The organism is Pseudomonas urmiensis (genome assembly GCF_014268815.2).
Lineage (GTDB): Bacteria > Pseudomonadota > Gammaproteobacteria > Pseudomonadales > Pseudomonadaceae > Aquipseudomonas > Aquipseudomonas urmiensis.
On the sequence record NZ_JABWRE020000001.1, the window covers coordinates 5310345 to 5328043 of the forward strand.

18 protein-coding genes are annotated in these 17699 nt (G+C 62.1%); 12 read left to right on the top strand and 6 right to left on the bottom strand.

The genetic code is table 11. The features are described from left to right. Positions 1-3 precede the first annotated feature (3 nt). A complete protein-coding gene (bipL, locus tag HU737_RS23970; protein ID WP_186555886.1) occupies positions 4-930 on the top strand; it encodes a phospholipase BipL in 927 nt (308 codons plus the stop codon). On the opposite strand, the gene HU737_RS23975 is transcribed toward bipL, so the two are convergent. Beyond that, positions 931-1683: a DUF2059 domain-containing protein gene (locus HU737_RS23975; protein WP_186555887.1), complete on the bottom strand. Its 753-nt coding sequence runs from the start codon at positions 1681-1683 to the stop codon at positions 931-933. 120 nt (positions 1684-1803) lie between these two features. Here HU737_RS23975 and HU737_RS23980 point away from each other — a divergent pair, with 120 nt between their 5' ends. Together HU737_RS23980 and HU737_RS23985 are read left to right on the top strand one after the other, a co-directional pair. Beyond that, on the top strand, positions 1804-2427 hold the full coding sequence (locus HU737_RS23980) for a 2OG-Fe(II) oxygenase (protein WP_186555888.1): 624 nt from the start codon (positions 1804-1806) through the stop codon (positions 2425-2427). After that, positions 2414-2917, top strand: coding sequence for a 2-thiouracil desulfurase family protein (locus HU737_RS23985; protein ID WP_186555889.1), 504 nt, complete (start codon positions 2414-2416; stop codon positions 2915-2917). Before HU737_RS23980 ends, HU737_RS23985 begins: the two co-directional genes overlap by 14 nt. 100 nt (positions 2918-3017) lie before the next feature. Here the strand turns inward: HU737_RS23985 and HU737_RS23990 are convergent, their stop codons facing one another. Continuing rightward, entirely contained in the window at positions 3018-3506 is a 489-nt protein-coding gene (locus HU737_RS23990) for a transporter substrate-binding domain-containing protein (protein WP_186555890.1), read from the bottom strand. A gap of 225 nt (positions 3507-3731) precedes the next feature. On the opposite strand from HU737_RS23990, the gene HU737_RS23995 reads away from it, so the two are divergent. Further along, complete coding sequence (locus HU737_RS23995; RefSeq protein ID WP_186555891.1) at positions 3732-4208, top strand: DUF4399 domain-containing protein; 477 nt, start codon at positions 3732-3734, stop codon at positions 4206-4208. Between the two features lie 141 nt (positions 4209-4349). Here the strand turns inward: HU737_RS23995 and serA are convergent, their stop codons facing one another. Beyond that, positions 4350-5579 (bottom strand): phosphoglycerate dehydrogenase, encoded by a 1230-nt coding sequence (gene serA / locus HU737_RS24000; RefSeq protein ID WP_186555892.1) that lies wholly within the window; start codon positions 5577-5579, stop codon positions 4350-4352. A 170-nt stretch (positions 5580-5749) separates the two neighbouring features. Here serA and HU737_RS24005 point away from each other — a divergent pair, with 170 nt between their 5' ends. From HU737_RS24005 to HU737_RS24020, 4 genes are all read left to right on the top strand, one after another. Further along, a complete protein-coding gene (locus HU737_RS24005; RefSeq protein ID WP_186555893.1) occupies positions 5750-7147 on the top strand; it encodes a D-2-hydroxyglutarate dehydrogenase in 1398 nt (465 codons plus the stop codon). Between the two features lie 25 nt (positions 7148-7172). Next, a complete protein-coding gene (locus HU737_RS24010) occupies positions 7173-7838 on the top strand; it encodes a fumarylacetoacetate hydrolase family protein (protein WP_186555894.1) in 666 nt (221 codons plus the stop codon). Between the two features lie 221 nt (positions 7839-8059). Beyond that, complete coding sequence (locus HU737_RS24015; protein WP_186555895.1) at positions 8060-8986, top strand: SdiA-regulated domain-containing protein; 927 nt, start codon at positions 8060-8062, stop codon at positions 8984-8986. A 90-nt stretch (positions 8987-9076) separates the two neighbouring features. Then, positions 9077-9988 carry an SdiA-regulated domain-containing protein gene (locus tag HU737_RS24020; protein ID WP_186555896.1) on the top strand — a complete coding sequence of 304 codons (912 nt, stop codon included), beginning with the start codon at positions 9077-9079 and terminating at the stop codon, positions 9986-9988. A gap of 131 nt (positions 9989-10119) precedes the next feature. Here the strand turns inward: HU737_RS24020 and rpiA are convergent, their stop codons facing one another. Continuing rightward, positions 10120-10794, bottom strand: coding sequence for a ribose-5-phosphate isomerase RpiA (gene rpiA / locus HU737_RS24025; RefSeq protein ID WP_186555897.1), 675 nt, complete (start codon positions 10792-10794; stop codon positions 10120-10122). A 146-nt stretch (positions 10795-10940) separates the two neighbouring features. Between rpiA and ilvA the strand changes: the two genes are divergently transcribed. Both ilvA and HU737_RS24035 read left to right on the top strand, forming a co-directional pair. After that, the gene (gene ilvA, locus HU737_RS24030; RefSeq protein ID WP_186555898.1) at positions 10941-12455 is read left to right on the top strand and encodes a threonine ammonia-lyase, biosynthetic; all 1515 of its coding nucleotides are present in this window, start codon (positions 10941-10943) and stop codon (positions 12453-12455) included. A gap of 134 nt (positions 12456-12589) precedes the next feature. Further along, entirely contained in the window at positions 12590-13015 is a 426-nt protein-coding gene (locus HU737_RS24035) for a DUF2269 family protein (protein ID WP_186555899.1), read from the top strand. An 85-nt stretch (positions 13016-13100) separates the two neighbouring features. On the opposite strand, the gene HU737_RS24040 is transcribed toward HU737_RS24035, so the two are convergent. Further along, positions 13101-13757, bottom strand: coding sequence for a histidinol-phosphatase (locus HU737_RS24040; RefSeq protein WP_186555900.1), 657 nt, complete (start codon positions 13755-13757; stop codon positions 13101-13103). Positions 13758-13898: 141 nt separating this feature from the next. On the opposite strand from HU737_RS24040, the gene HU737_RS24045 reads away from it, so the two are divergent. Both HU737_RS24045 and ptsP read left to right on the top strand, forming a co-directional pair. Further along, on the top strand, positions 13899-14378 hold the full coding sequence (locus HU737_RS24045) for an RNA pyrophosphohydrolase (RefSeq protein WP_186555901.1): 480 nt from the start codon (positions 13899-13901) through the stop codon (positions 14376-14378). 22 nt (positions 14379-14400) lie between these two features. After that, positions 14401-16680: a phosphoenolpyruvate--protein phosphotransferase gene (gene ptsP / locus HU737_RS24050; protein ID WP_186555902.1), complete on the top strand. Its 2280-nt coding sequence runs from the start codon at positions 14401-14403 to the stop codon at positions 16678-16680. Positions 16681-16837: 157 nt separating this feature from the next. Here the strand turns inward: ptsP and HU737_RS24055 are convergent, their stop codons facing one another. Then, complete coding sequence (locus tag HU737_RS24055; protein WP_186555903.1) at positions 16838-17584, bottom strand: NRDE family protein; 747 nt, start codon at positions 17582-17584, stop codon at positions 16838-16840. Positions 17585-17699: the final 115 nt, after the last annotated feature.

Here is a 17699-nt window from a genome sequence, read left to right on the forward strand (position 1 = left end):
CCCATGCCCGCTTCACTGCATCCCGACCTGCTGCGTGCCAGTCTGGCCCCCTTGACCGAGCGCCATCCGTTATCGGCGCAGGCTTTGGAGTATCAGCGCTTCTATGGCCTGGACCTGCCGGCGCAGAGCTGGTTGGGGGGCTTCAAGGCCGGTGGCTTCGAACTGGTCGGGCAGGTCTGGCTGCCGCTGCAACCGGTGGCCACGCTGCTGTTGCTGCACGGCTACTACGACCATATGGGGCTGTATCGCCACGTGATCGAATGGGCACTGGGCCAGGGCTACGCGGTGATCAGTTGCGACCTGCCAGGGCACGGGCTATCGAGCGGCGAGCGGGCCAGCATCACTGATTTTGCCCTCTACCAGCAGACCTTGGACGCCTTGTTCGAGCAAGCGCGTGGCCTTGATCTGCCGCGCCCTTGGCACCTGTGCGGGCAGAGTACCGGCGGCGCGATTGCGGTCGATCATTTGCTCTACAGCGGCGAGCGCAGCCCGGTGGACGGCCAGGTCATCCTGCTGGCGCCGCTGGTACGGCCACAGTCCTGGCGCTGGTCGAAGCTCAGTTATCGGGTGCTGCGCCACTTCGTCAACGGCATCGAGCGGCGTTTCAGCGAGAACAGCAACGACCCGGCATTCCTGCCATTTCTGCAAGCCGACCCGCTGCAGCCGCGCCGTCTGCCGACGGCCTGGGTCGGGGCGCTGATGGCTTGGGTCAAACGCATCGAGGCCGCACCGCGCAGTGCGCGGCGGCCGTTGATCGTGCAAGGGGAGGCCGATGGTACGGTCGACTGGCCCTACAACCTCAAGGTGCTCAAGGCCAAGTTCGCTGAGCCGCAAATCCTGATGCTGCCTGAGGCGCGGCATCATCTGGCCAACGAGCTGCCGGCCATTCGTCAGCGCTATTTCGATTTCATCGATCAGCGCCTTGGCTGATCACTTGAGGTCGTTGGCGCTCTGGCCGACCGCCAGGCCTGCGCGTACTGCGGCCAGCGCGGCCTTGTAGTAGGCCTGGCCCTCTGCCGATTCGGCGAAGGTCGAGAACTGTTCCAGCTCGGCATCGCTCAGGTCGCGGTACACGTACAGCAGGGTGTTGTTGAGATCTTCGCCAATCTGGTTCATCAGCCGCTGGCGCTGGCCGTCGAGCAGGCCCTGGGCTTGTCCTGCGCCAAACAGGCCGGGAATCATCGAGCTCAGGCTGTCGGCGGCGACCCCGGCAATCGCCAGGCTGACTTCAGCGCCGGCTTCGCGGGCCGGCAGGGCCTGGGCCAGGTGGCCGATGATCAACTGACGGGTGTCACTGGCCTGGATCTTCGGCAGGCCCTTGGCGTTTTTCGCCAACTGGTCCTTGCGCGTGGCCAGCAGCTCGGCGGCCACCACCTTGCGCCCCAGCGGCGACTGGAAGAAGGCCAGGGCGGGCGCCGGATTGCTCAGGTTGCTGCGCAGCTGGGCCTGGGCCCGTTGGTCCATGGCCTGGGCTTGGAAGCGTTGGTTGCTGTTGCTCACCAACGCCTGGTAAACCGCAGGCGGCAGACTATTGCGGTAGCGCTGTTGGGCGGCGCTCACGGCATCGGTGAAATGGGCGCGCTGGTCGGGCCAGCCGGCGGCCTTGTACAGCTGATCGAGAGTGTCTGCCCAGACAGGCATGGTGCAGATCATCAGCAAGAGCAGGGAAAACAAACGGCGCATTCAGGACTCCTGTCGGCAGTGCGCTATTGTCCGTGGCGTGGCGTGAGTTTGTCGAGACGCAATGACGAACGTCAGCCAAGTGGCGCTGGAGGGGGGCAGGGCGAATGGATATGATGCGCCATGCACAATACTCTCGAATCTCCCATGCTGTCGGCTGTTGTCGATGACCTGGCCACCCGTGGCTGGTCTGAGCAGGCCAACTTTCTGCCTGCCGACCTGGTTCGCGCACTGGCGACCGAATGCCGACGCCGCGCTGCCGAAGGCGAACTCAACCCTGCCGGGGTTGGGCGCGGCGCTGCCCAAGAGGTTCGCGAGGCGATCCGTGGCGATCACATCCTATGGCTCGACCCTGGCGAGTCTGACGACTGCGATCAGTACCTCGATGCCATGGATGAGCTGCGCCTGGCGATCAACCAGGGGTTGTTCATCGGTCTTGAGGACTACGAGTGCCACTTCGCCCTGTATCCACCAGGGGCCTTCTACCGCCGGCACCTGGATCGCTTCCGTGATGACGATCGACGGGCGGTCTCGGCGGTGTTTTACCTCAATGAAAACTGGCAGCCCGGCGATGGTGGCGAGCTGCGCATGTTCCTTGCCGATGAGGTCGTACGCGATGTGCAGCCTACGGCGGGCACCCTGGTGGTGTTCCTTTCCGGGGATATCCCCCACGAAGTATTGGCAGCCAGGCGAGATCGACTGTCCTTGACCGGCTGGTTCCGGCGGCGTGGCAATGAGCCGTTCTGAGTGCGCCAAGGTGCTGGTCAGCGCCTGCCTGCTCGGCCAGCCGGTTCGCTATGACGGGCGCGCCAGCGGCCATCCGGATTTGCTGCAACGCTGGCAGGCCGAGGGCCGGGTAGTGCCGTTGTGTCCAGAGGTGGCCGGTGGGCTGCCAACCCCGCGTCCGCCGGCGGAGATTCCGGGCGGGCAGGGCGCGCAGGTACTTGCCGGTCAGGCGCGAGTGATCGCGGTGTCGGGTGAGGATGTCAGCGAGGCGTTTCTGGCGGGTGCTCAGCTGGCCCTGGCGGTGGTTCGACGGCATGGCATCCGGGTGGCGGTGCTCAAGTCTGGCAGCCCTTCGTGCGGTAACCGCTTGACCTACGATGGCAGCTTCAGTGGGGTGAAGGTGCCGGGCGAAGGGGTGACCACCGCGCTGCTGCGGCGCGAGGGGGTGTTGGTGTTCAGTGAGCTGGAACTGGATCAGGCAGAGCAGGCTGTTCAGGCATTAATGCGCTGAAGGTGCCGGCCTCATCGCGGGGCAAGCCCGCTCCCACGACGCCGCTCCCACGCTGCCTGTCGGGAGCTCGTGGGAGCGGGCTTGCCCCGCGATGAGGGCGTCACTGACCTGCCGTAGCTTGCTCGCCACCCTCAAGCCATTTTTTCTCCAGCGCCGCCAAGCGGCCGTCATCCTTGATCCGCTGCAATGCGTTGTTCACTGAGCTCTCGAACGCCGGGTTGTCTTTCTGGAATGGAATAACCCGCTTGGCTTTGCCAAACGATTGGCTGACATCCAGGGCTCCTTCGACCTTCTGCTCGACACTCATCTGATTCAAGGCAATATCGAACTTGCCGCTTTCCACACCCGGCAACACCTCTTCGGCCGGCGCCTCGATGAACTCGGCGCGCAGGTCCAGCTCCTTGGCCAGTGCCTGGCCCAATTCGATATCGAACCCGGTCAGGTGCTCTGCGTCCTTGAACGCATAGGGCGGTGTGTCGGCTTGTACGGCAATGCGCAGTTCGCCCCGGTCGTTGATTTCGTCTATCAGCTCGGCCTGAGCCAACGGAGTGATCAGTACTGCCAGCAGTACGCCAATGGTCAAACGCATGAGAGCCCCTTCTGGTTCGGCAGGTGAATTTCATTCGCCGCGGCTTTCTGTCTTGCCTCGGTCGAACGCAGGCTATGACCTTGTGTCCCGATTAATGTTTTAGTCTGCCCTGATTTTTTTATAACGTGGGTTTTAGACACCTTTGGCCACAATTGGTCTATGTTGAACTTCCGCTGCCTTTCGTTTATCGGTAGCGGTTATTGAAGTGAATCACAGGAGAAGTGAATGAACAGCCTATTTTCGCGTGCTGCGGTTGCCGGTCTGCTGATGGGGGCGTCGCTGTTTGCCAGTGCCGCGGATGCCCTCAAGAGCCAGGAGCCGCCGACGGGCGCCAAGGTCTTCATCGTTTCCCCCGCCGATGGCGCTACGGTCGACAAGACCTTCACCGTCAAATTCGGTATCGAGGGCATGGAGCTTAAACCTGCGGGCGACCAGACCCCGCACAGCGGCCATCACCACTTGCTGGTGGATGTCGACAAAGAGCCGGTCAAGGACATGCCGCTGCCGACTAGCCTGATGCCAGAGAATAACGCGCCGCTGCCGGCTGGGCCGCAGGTGCTGCACTTCGGCAAGGCGCAGACAGAAGCCACCATCACCCTGACGCCGGGCAAGCACACCCTGCAGCTGGTGCTGGGTGACCAGTATCACGTGCCGTTCAAACCGGGCGTTGAGTCGCAGAAGATCACTGTTACGGTCAAGTAATGAACATTTAGCAGGATTGGCTGGGGTAGTTAACGCCTCATCGCGGGGCCAGCCCGCTCCCACGCCAGTCCCTGCGCCGCAACTGACCCAACGAAAAAAGGGAGGCCACCAGGGCCTCCCTTTTTCATCCAGCCAGAGAACTTAGAACAATACGCGCGAGCGAATAGTGCCGTTGACGTGCTGCAGTTTCTCTTGGGCCAGGTCCGAGTACTCGGCATCTACGTCGATGACCACGTAACCCACTTTCTCGTTGGTCTGCAGGAACTGACCGGAGATGTTGATACCGTTCTCGGCGAACACTTTGTTGATCTCGCTGAGCACACCCGGGATGTTTTGGTGGATGTGCAGCAGGCGGTGCTTGCCTGGGTGAGCCGGCAGGGCAACTTCCGGGAAGTTGACCGACGACACGGAAGTACCGTTGTCGCTGTACTTGACCAGCTTCTCGGCCACTTCCAGGCCAATGTTGGCCTGTGCTTCGGCGGTGGAGCCACCGATGTGCGGGGTCAGGATCACGTTGTCCAGGCCGCGCAGCGGGCTTTCGAACTCTTCGTCGTTGGAGCGCGGCTCGACCGGGAATACGTCGATGGCAGCGCCGATCAGGTGCTTGTCCTTGATCGCGGCGGCCAGGTGGTCCAGCTCGACCACGGTGCCACGGGCGGCGTTGATCAGGATCGCGCCCTTCTTCATCGCGCGGATTTCCTTCTCGCCGATCATCCACTGGGTGGATGGCAGCTCAGGCACGTGCAGCGAGACGATGTCGGCCAGGCCCAGCAGCTCGGTCAGGCTGGCGACCTGAGTGGCGTTACCCAGTGGCAGCTTGGTCAGTGGGTCGAAGAAGTACACCTGCATGCCCAGGCTCTCGGCCAGGACCGACAGTTGCGTGCCGATCGAGCCGTAGCCGACGATGCCCAGCTTCTTGCCGCGGATTTCGAACGAGTTGGCCGCGCTCTTGATCCAGCCGCCACGGTGGCACGAGGCGTTCTTCTCAGGGATGCCGCGCAGCAGCAGGATGGCCTCGGCCAGCACCAGCTCGGCCACCGAGCGGGTGTTCGAGTAAGGGGCGTTGAACACGGCAATACCGCGCTCGCGGGCCGCTTCCAGGTCGACCTGGTTGGTGCCGATGCAGAAGCAGCCGACCGCGACCAGTTTCTTCGCGCAGTCGAAGATCTCGTCAGTCAGCTGGGTGCGCGAGCGGATGCCGATGAAGTGGGCGTCGGCGATCTTTTCCTTGAGCTCTGCTTCTGGCAAGGAACCCGTGAGGTACTCGATGTTGGTGTAGCCGGCAGCCTTGAGGGTATCGACCGCGTTCTGGTGCACACCTTCAAGAAGAAGGAACCGGATCTTGCTCTTGTCGAGAGAAGTCTTGCTCATCTGCGTAAACCTGTATCCCGGAGAAAAAATGGCGAGGGGGTAAAGCGGCGCGGCGTCGGCCTTAGCACGAACAGCGGGAGGGCTATGCTAGCATACGCGACACAATCTGAGCCCATACCGACAGGTGAAGAGTGCTCAGGGTGACTATGAATAAGTCGAGAGTTCCAGCGATGACCCACCCTGCGGTAATTGATGAGCTGATGACCCTGGTCGACCCTGGCAAGGTCCTTACCGATCCCGCTTCGCTCGAGGCTTACGGCAAGGACTGGACCAAGCATTACCCTCCCGCGCCCAGCGCCATTGTGCTGCCCAAGACCACCGAACAGGTGCAGGCTATCGTCGCCTGGGCCAATAAGCACAAGGTAGCACTGGTGCCCTCTGGCGGACGAACGGGGCTCTCGGCAGGTGCGGTGGCGGCCAATGGTGAAGTGGTCGTTGCGTTCGATTACATGAACCAGATTCTGGCTTTCAATGAATTCGACCGCACGGTGGTTTGCCAACCCGGTGTGGTGACCCGTCAGCTGCAACAGTTTGCCGAAGATAACGGCCTTTATTACCCAGTAGATTTCGCCTCATCGGGATCCAGCCAGATTGGCGGCAACATCGGCACCAATGCCGGCGGAATCAAGGTGATTCGCTATGGCATGACCCGCAACTGGGTCGCTGGGCTGAAAGTGGTTACCGGCAAGGGCGAGTTGCTGGAGCTGAACAAAGACCTGATCAAGAACGCCACGGGCTACGACCTGCGTCAGCTGTTCATTGGTGCCGAGGGCACATTGGGCTTTGTGGTTGAAGCGACCATGCGTCTTGACCGCGCGCCGCGCAACCTCACCGCGATGGTGCTGGGCACGCCGGACTTCGACTCGATCATGCCGGTGCTGCATGCCTTCCAGGGTCGCCTTGACCTGACCGCTTTCGAGTTCTTCTCCGACAAGGCCCTGGCCAAAGTCATGGGTCGTGGCGATGTACCGCCGCCGTTCGCTACTGATTGCCCGTTCTATGCGCTGCTGGAGTTCGAGGCCCTCACTGAAGATGTAGCCAACGACGCCTTGGCCACCTTCGAGCATTGCGTCGAGCAAGGTTGGGTGCTGGACGGGGTGATGAGCCAAAGCGAAACCCAGCTGAAAAACCTGTGGAAGCTGCGTGAGTACATTTCCGAGACCATCTCCCACTGGACCCCGTACAAAAATGACATCTCCGTCACCGTCTCCAAGGTGCCGGCGTTTCTGCGCGAAATCGATGCGATCGTCGGCCAGCACTACCCCGATTACGAAGTGGTCTGGTACGGCCATATCGGCGATGGCAACCTGCACCTGAACATCCTCAAGCCCGACGACATGAGCAAGGACGACTTCTTTGCCTCCTGCGCCAAGGTCAACAAGTGGGTATTCGAGATCGTCGAGCGCTATAACGGCTCGATTTCCGCCGAGCATGGCGTGGGCATGACCAAGCGCGACTACCTGGGCTATAGCCGCTCAGCGCATGAAATCGCCTGCATGAAAGCCATAAAGGCCGTTTTCGACCCTAACGGCATCATGAATCCGGGTAAGATCTTCGCTCCTGAATAAAAGCAGTAAGCAGAAGGAGTCGGCCATGAGTTACCAGCACCAGTACGTAGACGGCACGCGCATTCACTTCCCGCTGGGCAAAGTGGTGTGCATCGGGCGCAACTACGCCGAACATGCCAAGGAACTGGACAACCCCATTCCGACCGAGCCGCTGCTGTTCATCAAGCCGGGCAGTTGCGTGGTGCCGCTGGAAGGTGGCTTCAAGATCCCGACTGAGCGTGGCTCGGTGCACTATGAAGCGGAAATCGCCGTGCTGCTGGGCAAGCCGCTGTCAGCCCATCCTTCGGAAGAAGAGGTGCTCGATGCCATCTCCGGTTTCGCCCCGGCGCTGGACCTGACCCTGCGCGACCTGCAGGCCAAACTCAAGGAGAAGGGCCTGCCGTGGGAACTGGCCAAGAGCTTCGACGGCGCCTGCGTGCTGCCGCCATTCGTTTCTGCCGGCACCTTTGAAGACCTCAAGGACATTCCGGTGCGCCTGACCATCAACGGCGAAGTGCGCCAGGATGGCAACAGCGCGCTGATGCTCAATCCGATCGTGCCGATCATCCAGCACATTGCCTCGCATTTCTCGCTGCAGCCGGGGGATGTGATTTTGACCGGTACTCCAGCGGGTGTCGGGCCGTTCAATGTCGGTGATGAGTTGGTGCTGGAACTGCCGGGTGTGGTCCGCTTCGAGAGCCGGGTGCTCTGATCTGATACCGCCGCACCTTCTTCACGGGTAAAACCGCCTCACAGCACCTTGCAGCGCTGCACAAACCTGTGAGAGCGGGCTTGCCCGCGAAGAGGCCATGACTGAGCCACCTGTCCTGGCAGCAATTAGCGTTTTTTTCACAAACAATCCGGATAATGCACGCAATTTCGTCCATTCGCCGGCGTTAGGAAAAACGCGGCATCCCCAGGATCACTACCTCTATGGCAACGCCCTCCAGCGCTTCACTTCCTCCACCGCGCAAGCGTCGCCTGTTCCTGCGTTGGCCTTTCGTGCTGGGCGTGGTGGCGGTCATCGGCTATGGCTTGTCAGTTGCCATGCACTGGGACGATCGCGGCCAACTGTGGATCAAAGAGCGCTTCGAAAGCACTGCCGAGCGCAGTGAAAGTGTCTGGCTGCCCGACTACATTGCCGATATCGATGCCAAAGTGTTGCCTGGCATGGCCGATGACGAAGCTTCGGACCTGGCGTTCAACCCGCATACCCGCACCCTGTTCGCCGTCATGGGCAATAACCCGTTCCTGGTCGAGTTGAGCCTGGATGGCGACGTCCTGCGCAAGATGCCGCTACTGGGCTGGGACAACCCCGAAGGCGTGGCGGTGCTGGAAGATGGCCAGATCGCAATCGTCGATGAGCGCAGTCATGACCTCACCCTGGTCAAGGTCGACGCCAGCACCACTTCGCTCAAACGCGACGATTTCAAGCGCTATGACTTGGGTAAGTCCGCCGACGACAACAAAGGTTTCGAGGCGATCGCTTGGGACCCCGTACGCCAGCGCCTGGTGATCGGCGAGGAGCGGCCCCCGAAGCTGTTCACCTGGAACACCGATGGCCGCAGCCCGCTGACCGGCGACAAGCAGCCGCTGCCCAACGATCAGCTTGATTTGCGCAACCTGTCGGCGCTGGGCGTTGATCCGCGCACCGGCCACCTGTTGGCCTTGTCGGCGGATTCGAACATGTTGCTGGAGCTGGACGAGAACGGCGAGCAAGTCAGCTTCATGACCCTGCTTGGCGGTTTCAATGGCCTCAACAATCGCGTGCCGCGTGCCGAAGGTGTGGCCATGGATGACCAGGGCACCCTGTATATCGTCAGCGAGCCCGACCTGTTCTATCGATTCAAGAAGCACTGACGGCCGTCTGCTCAGGCGACAGTGATGGCATTAAGCTTTACTTCAGCTGATCGTGGTTAGATTCGCCTCCCTTTCGCCGAGTCTGCCTTCATGCGCCGTTATTTTCGCTTGCCGTTGTTACTGCTGTTTCTGGGCTTGTCCTCGCTGCTGGTGATTGGCCTGGCGGCGCATGAGTTTCGCCTGTTCGAGCGCGGCTGGTTCAATCTCAAGACCTGGTGGCAGCCTGCCGAGCAAGGCATTGGACTTGGGCGTTACCAGGTGGTCCTAGAGGCCCAGCCAATTGAGGGCTTGGACGACGACATCTCGGCGCTCACCTACGATCCTGAGCGCAAGACCCTGTTCAGCGTTACCAACAAACGTTCCGAGCTGATCGAGCTGTCGCTGGATGGGCGCATTCTGCGCCGCGTCCCCCTGACCGGCTTCGGTGATCCGGAGGCGGTGGAGTATGTCGGCTCGAACAGTTTCGTGATTACCGACGAGCGTCAGCAGCGGCTGATCCGGGTTCGCCTGGATGACGACACGCTGTTTCTCGACGCCAACGATGCCGAGCAGCTGACCTTGGGCATCGGCCTCAATGGCAACAAGGGTTTTGAGGGGCTGGCCTACGACTCGGCGGGCAAGCGCCTGTTCGTCGCCAAGGAACGTGACCCGATGGTGATCTACGAGGTTCACGGCTTCCCCCATGAAAACCCAGAGCAGCCCTATGCGGTGCACGTGGTGCAGGATCGCAAGCGCGATTCACGCTTGTTCGTGCGTGATCTGTCGAGTTTGCAGTTCGATGAGCGTAGCGGGCACTTGCTGGCGCTGTCCGATGAATCGCGCTTGGTGGTCGAGTTGGATGTGAAGGGCAAGCCATTGAGCACCTTGTCGTTGAGCAAGGGTTATCAAGGCTTGAAGAAGACCGTGCCGCAGGCAGAAGGGATCGCCATGGATGATGCGGGGACGATCTACCTGGTAAGCGAGCCGAACCTGTTCTATGTGTTCAAACAGCCGGCTGAATGATTGCCCTTGAGGGCTCTATCGCGGGGCAAGCCCGCTCCCACGTCGTAAGTGAGCTGCCCCAAGAAAATGGATTGGTGTTCAACTTCCTGGGCGCAGCGCAGTACGTGGGAGCGGGCTTGCCCCGCGATGCATTACTCGGCCTTGAGGCTCTTCACACCTTCAGCAGTCCCCAGCAACAGCAAATCCGCCGGACGCGCCGCGAACAGGCCATTGGTCACTACACCCACGATCGCATTGATCTGGCTTTCCAGCTCCACCGGGTTGGTGATCTGCAGGTTATACACATCGAGGATCACGTTACCGTTGTCGGTTACCACACCCTCGCGGTACACCGGATCCCCACCGAGTTTGACCAACTGACGGGCGACATGGCTGCGCGCCATCGGGATCACTTCGACTGGCAGCGGGAAGGCGCCGAGCACCGGCACCAGCTTGCTGCCGTCAGCGATGCAGATGAAGGTCTTGGCCACGGCCGCAACGATCTTCTCGCGGGTCAGGGCCGCGCCACCGCCCTTGATCAGGTTCAGGTGCGCGTCGCTCTCGTCGGCGCCATCGACGTAGAACTCCAGTTCGCTGACCGTGTTCAGCTCGTACACCGGAATGCCATGGCCCTTCAGGCGCTGGGCAGTGGCTTCGGAGCTGGCGACCGCGCCGTCAAACGCCGTCTTGTGCTGAGCCAGGGCGTCGATGAAGAAGTTGGCGGTCGAACCGGTGCCGACGCCGACAACGCTTTTATCATCCAGCTTGGGCAGAATGAAATCGACAGCGGCCTGGGCGACGGCCTGTTTGAGTTGGTCCTGGGTCATGCGGGCTCCGAGTGGGGCTGGGGAGTTTCGAGAGGCGCATAGTATAGCGGCAAGCGCCGGCAAAACCTCGGCTTTGCTGTGGTCCGCCGACGTAGCGCTGGGGTAGACTCGCAGGCCTTGTCCCGCGGCCCAGTGATGCTTTCCCGATGCTCGAACAGTACGTCAAGAAGATCCTCACCTCGCGCGTCTACGACGTCGCCGTCGAAACCCCGCTGCACAGCGCCGGCCAGCTGAGCAAACGCCTGGGCAACCAGATCCTGCTCAAGCGCGAAGACCTACAGCCGGTGTTCTCGTTCAAGATCCGCGGGGCATACAACAAGCTGGCCCAGCTGAGCCCGGAAGAACTGGCCCGTGGCGTGGTCACTGCCTCGGCCGGCAACCATGCCCAGGGCGTTGCCCTGGCGGCCCGCGAGCTGGGCATCAAGGCTACCATCGTGATGCCCAAGACCACCCCCGAGATCAAGATCGAAGGAGTGCGCTCGCGCGGCGGCAAGGTCGTGCTGCATGGCGACTCGTTCCCCGAGGCACTGGCCTATTCGTTGAAGCTGGTCGAGGAAAAAGGCTTCGTCTATATCCACCCCTACGATGACCCGCACACCATCGCCGGGCAGGGCACCGTGGCCATGGAAATCCTGCGTCAGCACCCAGGCCGGCTGGACGCGATCTTCGTCCCGGTCGGCGGCGGTGGGCTGATCGCCGGTATCGCTGCCTACGTCAAATACCTGCGCCCGGAAATCAAGGTAATCGGCGTCGAGCCAGATGATTCCAACTGCCTGCAAGCGGCTATGGCCGCTGGTGAGCGGGTGGTCCTGCCGCAAGTCGGGCTGTTCGCCGATGGCGTGGCAGTGGCGCAGATCGGCCAGCATACCTTTGATATCTGCAAGCTCCACGTCGATGAAGTGGTCACCGTTAGCACTGACGAGATCTGTGCGGCAATCAAAGATATCTACGACGATACCCGCTCGATCACCGAACCTGCTGGCGCCTTGGGCGTTGCTGGGATCAAGAAATACGTTGAGATGACCGGCGTGACCGGCCATACCCTGGTGGCTATCGACTCGGGCGCCAACGTCAACTTCGACCGCCTGCGCCACGTCGCTGAGCGCGCCGAGTTGGGCGAAAAGCGCGAAGCGATCATCGCCGTGACCATCCCAGAACGTCCAGGCAGCTTCAAGGCCTTCTGCGAAGCCATCGGCAAACGCCAGATCACTGAGTTCAACTACCGCAAGCACACCTCGGACGAGGCGCATATCTTCGTCGGCGTGCAGACCCATCCGGAGAACGACCCGCGGGCTATGTTGGTTCAGCAGTTGATCGAGCAAGGCTTCCCGGTTACCGACCTGACCGACAACGAACTGGCCAAATTGCACATTCGCCACATGGTCGGTGGGCATTCGGCGGGCGCCAGTGATGAGATCGTGCTGCGCTTCGAGTTCCCCGAGCGGCCGGGGGCATTGTTCAACTTCCTCAACAAGCTCGGTGGGCGCTGGAATATCTCGATGTTCCATTACCGCAACCATGGCGCTGCCGATGGCCGGGTGGTGGCGGGGCTGCAAGTACCGGAAGACGAGCGTCACCTGGTGCCAGCGGCATTGGCCAAGATTGGCTATCCGTATTGGGACGAGACCGAGAACCCGGCGTACCGGTTGTTTTTGGGCTAAAGGGCTAAGCTAGGCTTCAAAGGCCTCATCGCAAGGCAAGCCCGCTCCCACGCCAAGCCTGTGTAACGGTTGCACTATCGTGGGAGCGGGCTTGCCCCGCGATGAAGCCCGCAAGCCCAACCAAGGACTCGAAAATGGAATACCTGACTACCCTCAAGGCCGCCCACATCATCGCCACCGTGCTGCTGCTCGCCAGCGCCCTGGGCCTGGCGATCTGGACCTGGCGTGCACGTCGGCGCGGTGACGCCACGGTCTACAGCCAACTGCTGCGCCGCCCGCTGCTGTTCGTCTGGCTGTTGATGGGCGTGTGCCTGCTGAGCATGCCGTTTACCGGCTGGTGGCTGGTGCACCTGATCGGTTGGCCGCTGGGGCAGACCTGGGTGTTGGCCTCCAGCGTCATCTATACCTTTGGCGCGTTCAGTGCCTGGTGGTTGCTGGTGCGGCTGAACCGGCTGCGTCGGGCTGAGCCTACTGGGCTGCGCTTTACTCTGGCATTGGCGGTGTTCAGTGGTGTGTGTTTCTTGTCCATCGCCGGGCTGATGGGCGCCAAGCCAGTCTGAGGGTGTAGCCGATCGGGGGGCAAGCCCGCTCCCACGCAACCTGCGTAACCAGCGTGGCAGTGGGCTTGCCCCGCGATAGCTGGGATCAATCGCGCAGGGAAATAACCTGCCAGCCACGCTGCTGGGCATGGGCACGCAGCTTTGGGTCTGGGTCTACCGCCACTGCATGCGTCACCTGCTCCAGTAGCGGCACATCGTTCATCGAGTCGCTATAGAAGTAGCTGTCCTCCAGGTCATAGCCATTCTCCAGCATCCAGCGCTTGAGCCGCGTCACTTTGCCTTCACGAAAGCACGGTATATCGGTACTACGCCCGGTGTAGCGCTCGCCCTCGCGTTCGCACTCGGTGGCCAGCAGAGTGCGCACACCCAGGCGCCGGGCAATGGGGGCGGTCACGAAGCGGTTGGTCGCGGTGATGATGACCAGTTTGTCGCCCGCCTCGCGGTGCTGGCGCAGCAGGGCCAGGGCCTTGGGCAGGATGATCGGCTCGATGCAGTCGCGCATGAATTCGCGGTGCCATTGATCGAGCTGGGTCGGTTCGGTGGCGGCGAAGATCTCCATCGAGAAGGCCAGGTAGGCCTGCAGGTCCAGGGTGCCGTTGAGGTAATCCTGGTAGAACGCATCGTTGCGCTGCTTATAGGCGACAGGGTCAAGAATGCCCCGTTCGCACAGGTAGTCACCCCAGGCGTGATCGCTGTCGCCGCCGAGGAGGGTATTGTCCAGGTCGAATAAAGCCAGGCGCATCAAGGTCACTCGCTTAAGGCACAGGGTGGCCCCGCAGAATACGGAGTTTTCACCTCGCTGCACATAAGCGTGGCGGGCGCGTTGCTGCGCTTGTGAGCTTTGTGGAACAATGCGGTGACATGCGTTTGCGAGGTTGCTGCCGTGATCGACCCGGATGGTTTTCGCCCTAATGTCGGCATCATTCTGACCAATGATGCCGGGCAGGTGCTATGGGCTCGGCGGATCAACCAGGATGCCTGGCAGTTTCCCCAGGGGGGCATCAACCCCGACGAGACGCCAGAGGACGCCCTGTACCGCGAGCTGAATGAAGAAGTCGGCCTTGAGCGCGACGATGTGGAAATTCTTGCCTGCACCCGTGGCTGGTTGCGTTATCGTTTACCCCAGCGTCTGGTACGGACCCACAGCCAGCCGTTGTGCATTGGCCAGAAACAGAAATGGTTCCTGCTGCGCCTGGTCACCAATGAGCAGCGGGTACGGATGGACCTGACCGGTAAACCGGAATTCGACGGCTGGCGCTGGGTCAGCTATTGGTATCCGCTGGGCCAGGTGGTGACATTCAAGCGCGAGGTCTACCGTCGCGCCCTGAAAGAGCTAGCACCGCGCCTGCTGACGCGCGACTGACGACGGAGTTCGACCCCGAGCCATGCTCAATACGCTGCGCAAGATCGTCCAGGAAGTGAACTCCGCCAAAGATCTCAAGACGGCGTTGGGGATCATTGTCTTGCGCGTCAAGGAGGCCATGGGCAGCCAGGTCTGCTCGGTCTACCTGCTCGACCCGGAAAGCAACCGCTTCGTGCTGATGGCCACCGAGGGTCTGAACAAGCGCTCGATCGGCAAGGTCAGCATGGCGCCCAACGAGGGTCTGGTCGGCCTGGTCGGTACCCGCGAAGAGCCGCTGAACCTGGAAAACGCCGCCGATCACCCGCGTTACCGGTATTTTGCCGAAACCGGCGAAGAGCGCTTCGCCTCCTTCCTCGGCGCACCGATCATCCACCACCGGCGAGTGGTCGGGGTATTGGTCATCCAGCAGAAAGAGCGCCGCCAGTTCGATGAAGGTGAAGAAGCGTTTCTAGTCACCATGAGCGCTCAGCTCGCCGGGGTCATCGCCCATGCCGAGGCGACCGGCTCGATTCGTGGCCTGGGCCGCCAAGGCAAGGGCATCCAGGAGGCGCGCTTCGTCGGCGTGCCGGGTTCGCCCGGCGCTGCGGTCGGCCGCGCCGTGGTCATGTTGCCGCCGGCCGACCTGGAAGTGGTGCCCGATAAAACCGTCGATGACATCGACGCCGAGCTGAAACTGTTCAACAACGCCCTGGAAGGCGTGCGCGCCGACATGCGCAAGCTGTCGGCCAAACTCGCCACCCAGCTGCGCCCGGAAGAGCGGGCATTGTTCGACGTGTACCTGATGATGCTCGAAGACGCCGCCCTGGGTGGCGAAGTGGTCGAAGTCATCAAGACTGGCCAATGGGCCCAGGGCGCCCTGCGCCAAGTGGTGGGCGAGCACGTCAATCGCTTCGAACTGATGGACGACGACTACCTGCGTGAGCGCGCCTCGGACGTCAAAGACCTCGGCCGGCGACTGCTGGCCTACCTGCAAGAGGCCCGCTCGCAGTCGCTGGTGTACGCTGAAAACACCATCCTGGTCAGCGAAGAGCTGACCCCGGCGATGCTCGGCGAAGTGCCGGAAGGCAAGCTGGCGGGCCTGGTGTCCGTACTGGGTTCGGGTAACTCGCACGTGGCGATTCTGGCCCGGGCGATGGGTATCCCGACGGTCATGGGCCTGGTCGACCTGCCGTATTCGAAGGTCGACGGCATCGAGATGATCGTCGACGGCTACAAGGGCGAGGTGTTCACCAACCCCAGCGACGTGCTGCGCAAGCAGTACAGCGACGTCGTCGAGGAGGAGCGCCAGCTGGCCCAGGGCCTGGACGCGCTGCGCGAGCTGCCTTGCGTGACCCCGGACGGCCATCGCATGCCGCTGTGGGTCAACACTGGCTTGCTCGCCGATGTCGCCCGCGCCCAGCAGCGCGGCGCCGAAGGCGTCGGCCTGTACCGCACCGAAGTGCCGTTCATGATCAACCAGCGCTTCCCCAGCGAGAAAGAACAGCTAGCGATCTACCGCGAACAACTGGCGGCGTTCCATCCGCTGCCGGTGACCATGCGGACCCTGGATATCGGCGGTGACAAGTCGCTGTCGTATTTCCCGATCAAGGAAGAAAACCCCTTCCTCGGTTGGCGCGGTATTCGCGTGACGCTAGACCACCCGGAAATCTTCCTGGTGCAGACCCGCGCCATGCTCAAGGCCAGCGAAGGCCTGAACAACTTGCGCATCCTGCTGCCGATGATTTCCGGTATTCATGAGCTGGAAGAGGCGCTGCACCTGATCCACAGGGCCTGGGGCGAGGTGCGCGATGAAGGCACCGACGTGCCGATGCCACCGGTGGGGGTGATGGTCGAGATTCCGGCTGCGGTGTACCAGACCAAGGAGCTGGCGCGGCAGGTGGATTTCCTTTCCGTCGGTTCGAACGACCTGACCCAGTACCTGCTGGCGGTCGACCGCAACAACCCGCGGGTCGCCGATTTGTATGACTACCTGCACCCAGCGGTGTTGCAGGCGGTGCAGACTGTGGTCCGCGATGCCCATGCCGAGGGCAAGCCGGTGAGTATCTGCGGCGAGATGGCCGGTGATCCGGCGGCGGCGATCCTGCTGATGGCGATGGGCTTCGACAGCCTGTCGATGAACGCCACCAACCTGCCGAAGGTGAAGTGGATGCTGCGCCAGATCAACATGAGCAAGGCCAAGGAATTGCTCGCCGATGCCATGAGCCATGACAACCCGCAAGTTATCCACAGCTCGCTGCAGCTGGCGCTGAAGAACCTGGGGCTAGCGCGGATGATCGGGCCTGGGGCGAACAAGACCCTCTGAGTCAGCCTGGAAAGACATCGACTCGTGATCGATTCGTGATCGACTCGTGGGAGCGGGCTTGCCCCGCGATAGCTCAAAGTGGGTTCAGCGACGCTATCGCGGGGCAAGCCCGCTCCCACGCAGCCCGCTCCCAACCAGCCCGTACCTCGCTGGGGTCTCAGGTTGTCAGCTCGACTTCCCCCAGATGCCCGCCAAACGGCCCAAAGCTGCGCTCGACCATCCGCCGCCGGCCCTGCTTGTCGACAATCAGCACCGTACTCGCCCGCGTCCCGTAGTTCTGGCTGGCGATAAACGCACTGGACAGCAGCCGCTCGGTCGCCAAGCCAACCCCGGTGTCCGGCAGCTCGGCATCCGCCGCAGGTTCGCCATCGGCAAGCAAGCCCAGCAGTTGCCGTGGATCAGGATCATCCAGTAACCGCGCCAGCCCCTCACGGGTTTTCACCAGCTTCGGCCATGGCGTATCCAGCCCTGCGTTGGACAGCCCGTACACCCCAGGCTCCAGCAGGCGCGGCGCGGGCTCATGTGCGTGCAAGTAGCCCAGCTGCTCAGCATCGCCCACCAACAGATTGAACCCTGAATACTGGGCGCTGCGGCTGGCCACCTGATCCAGGTAAGCCTCGACCGCCAGCTCCCCTCGCAAGTACGCCGCCACCAGCTCGCCACGCGAACGCGGCCCAAGCGGCTGGCGTGGGTCGCGGATATTGGTCAAAGCCGCAAAGCGTCCGCCCGGCCCGACACCCAGCCAGGTCCCGCCCGCTTCCAGGTCGCGCCCGGCATAGACGCCTGGCGCATCTTCCCAAGCCGCCAGCGCCTGGGTCGGTCGAGCGTGGAACTCGTCGCGGTTGGCCGCGACGATCAGCGGCAGGGCGTGCCCCGGCCGCCAGGCAAATACGATCAGGCACATAGGTTGGCCTCTGTGTTTTGCCTCACTCTACCCACTGGGGGGCGGTTGATCCATCCTGTCACAGTGTTCACCAGTGTCTGTCATAGAGTTCACTAGAGCCCAGACCCCGGCTTCC

Excerpts from the sequence above, each read along its gene's own strand:
- bipL (WP_186555886.1), top strand. The coding sequence starts at position 4 with ATGCCCGCTTCACTGCATCCCGACCTGCTGCGTGCCAGTCTGGCCCCC.
- HU737_RS23975 (WP_186555887.1), bottom strand. The coding sequence starts at position 1,683 with ATGCGCCGTTTGTTTTCCCTGCTCTTGCTGATGATCTGCACCATGCCT.
- HU737_RS23980 (WP_186555888.1), top strand. The coding sequence starts at position 1,804 with ATGCACAATACTCTCGAATCTCCCATGCTGTCGGCTGTTGTCGATGAC.
- HU737_RS23985 (WP_186555889.1), top strand. The coding sequence starts at position 2,414 with ATGAGCCGTTCTGAGTGCGCCAAGGTGCTGGTCAGCGCCTGCCTGCTC.
- HU737_RS23990 (WP_186555890.1), bottom strand. The coding sequence starts at position 3,506 with ATGCGTTTGACCATTGGCGTACTGCTGGCAGTACTGATCACTCCGTTG.
- HU737_RS23995 (WP_186555891.1), top strand. The coding sequence starts at position 3,732 with ATGAACAGCCTATTTTCGCGTGCTGCGGTTGCCGGTCTGCTGATGGGG.
- serA (WP_186555892.1), bottom strand. The coding sequence starts at position 5,579 with ATGAGCAAGACTTCTCTCGACAAGAGCAAGATCCGGTTCCTTCTTCTT.
- HU737_RS24005 (WP_186555893.1), top strand. The coding sequence starts at position 5,750 with ATGACCCACCCTGCGGTAATTGATGAGCTGATGACCCTGGTCGACCCT.
- HU737_RS24010 (WP_186555894.1), top strand. The coding sequence starts at position 7,173 with ATGAGTTACCAGCACCAGTACGTAGACGGCACGCGCATTCACTTCCCG.
- HU737_RS24015 (WP_186555895.1), top strand. The coding sequence starts at position 8,060 with ATGGCAACGCCCTCCAGCGCTTCACTTCCTCCACCGCGCAAGCGTCGC.
- HU737_RS24020 (WP_186555896.1), top strand. The coding sequence starts at position 9,077 with ATGCGCCGTTATTTTCGCTTGCCGTTGTTACTGCTGTTTCTGGGCTTG.
- rpiA (WP_186555897.1), bottom strand. The coding sequence starts at position 10,794 with ATGACCCAGGACCAACTCAAACAGGCCGTCGCCCAGGCCGCTGTCGAT.
- ilvA (WP_186555898.1), top strand. The coding sequence starts at position 10,941 with ATGCTCGAACAGTACGTCAAGAAGATCCTCACCTCGCGCGTCTACGAC.
- HU737_RS24035 (WP_186555899.1), top strand. The coding sequence starts at position 12,590 with ATGGAATACCTGACTACCCTCAAGGCCGCCCACATCATCGCCACCGTG.
- HU737_RS24040 (WP_186555900.1), bottom strand. The coding sequence starts at position 13,757 with ATGCGCCTGGCTTTATTCGACCTGGACAATACCCTCCTCGGCGGCGAC.
- ptsP (WP_186555902.1), top strand. The coding sequence starts at position 14,401 with ATGCTCAATACGCTGCGCAAGATCGTCCAGGAAGTGAACTCCGCCAAA.
- HU737_RS24055 (WP_186555903.1), bottom strand. The coding sequence starts at position 17,584 with ATGTGCCTGATCGTATTTGCCTGGCGGCCGGGGCACGCCCTGCCGCTG.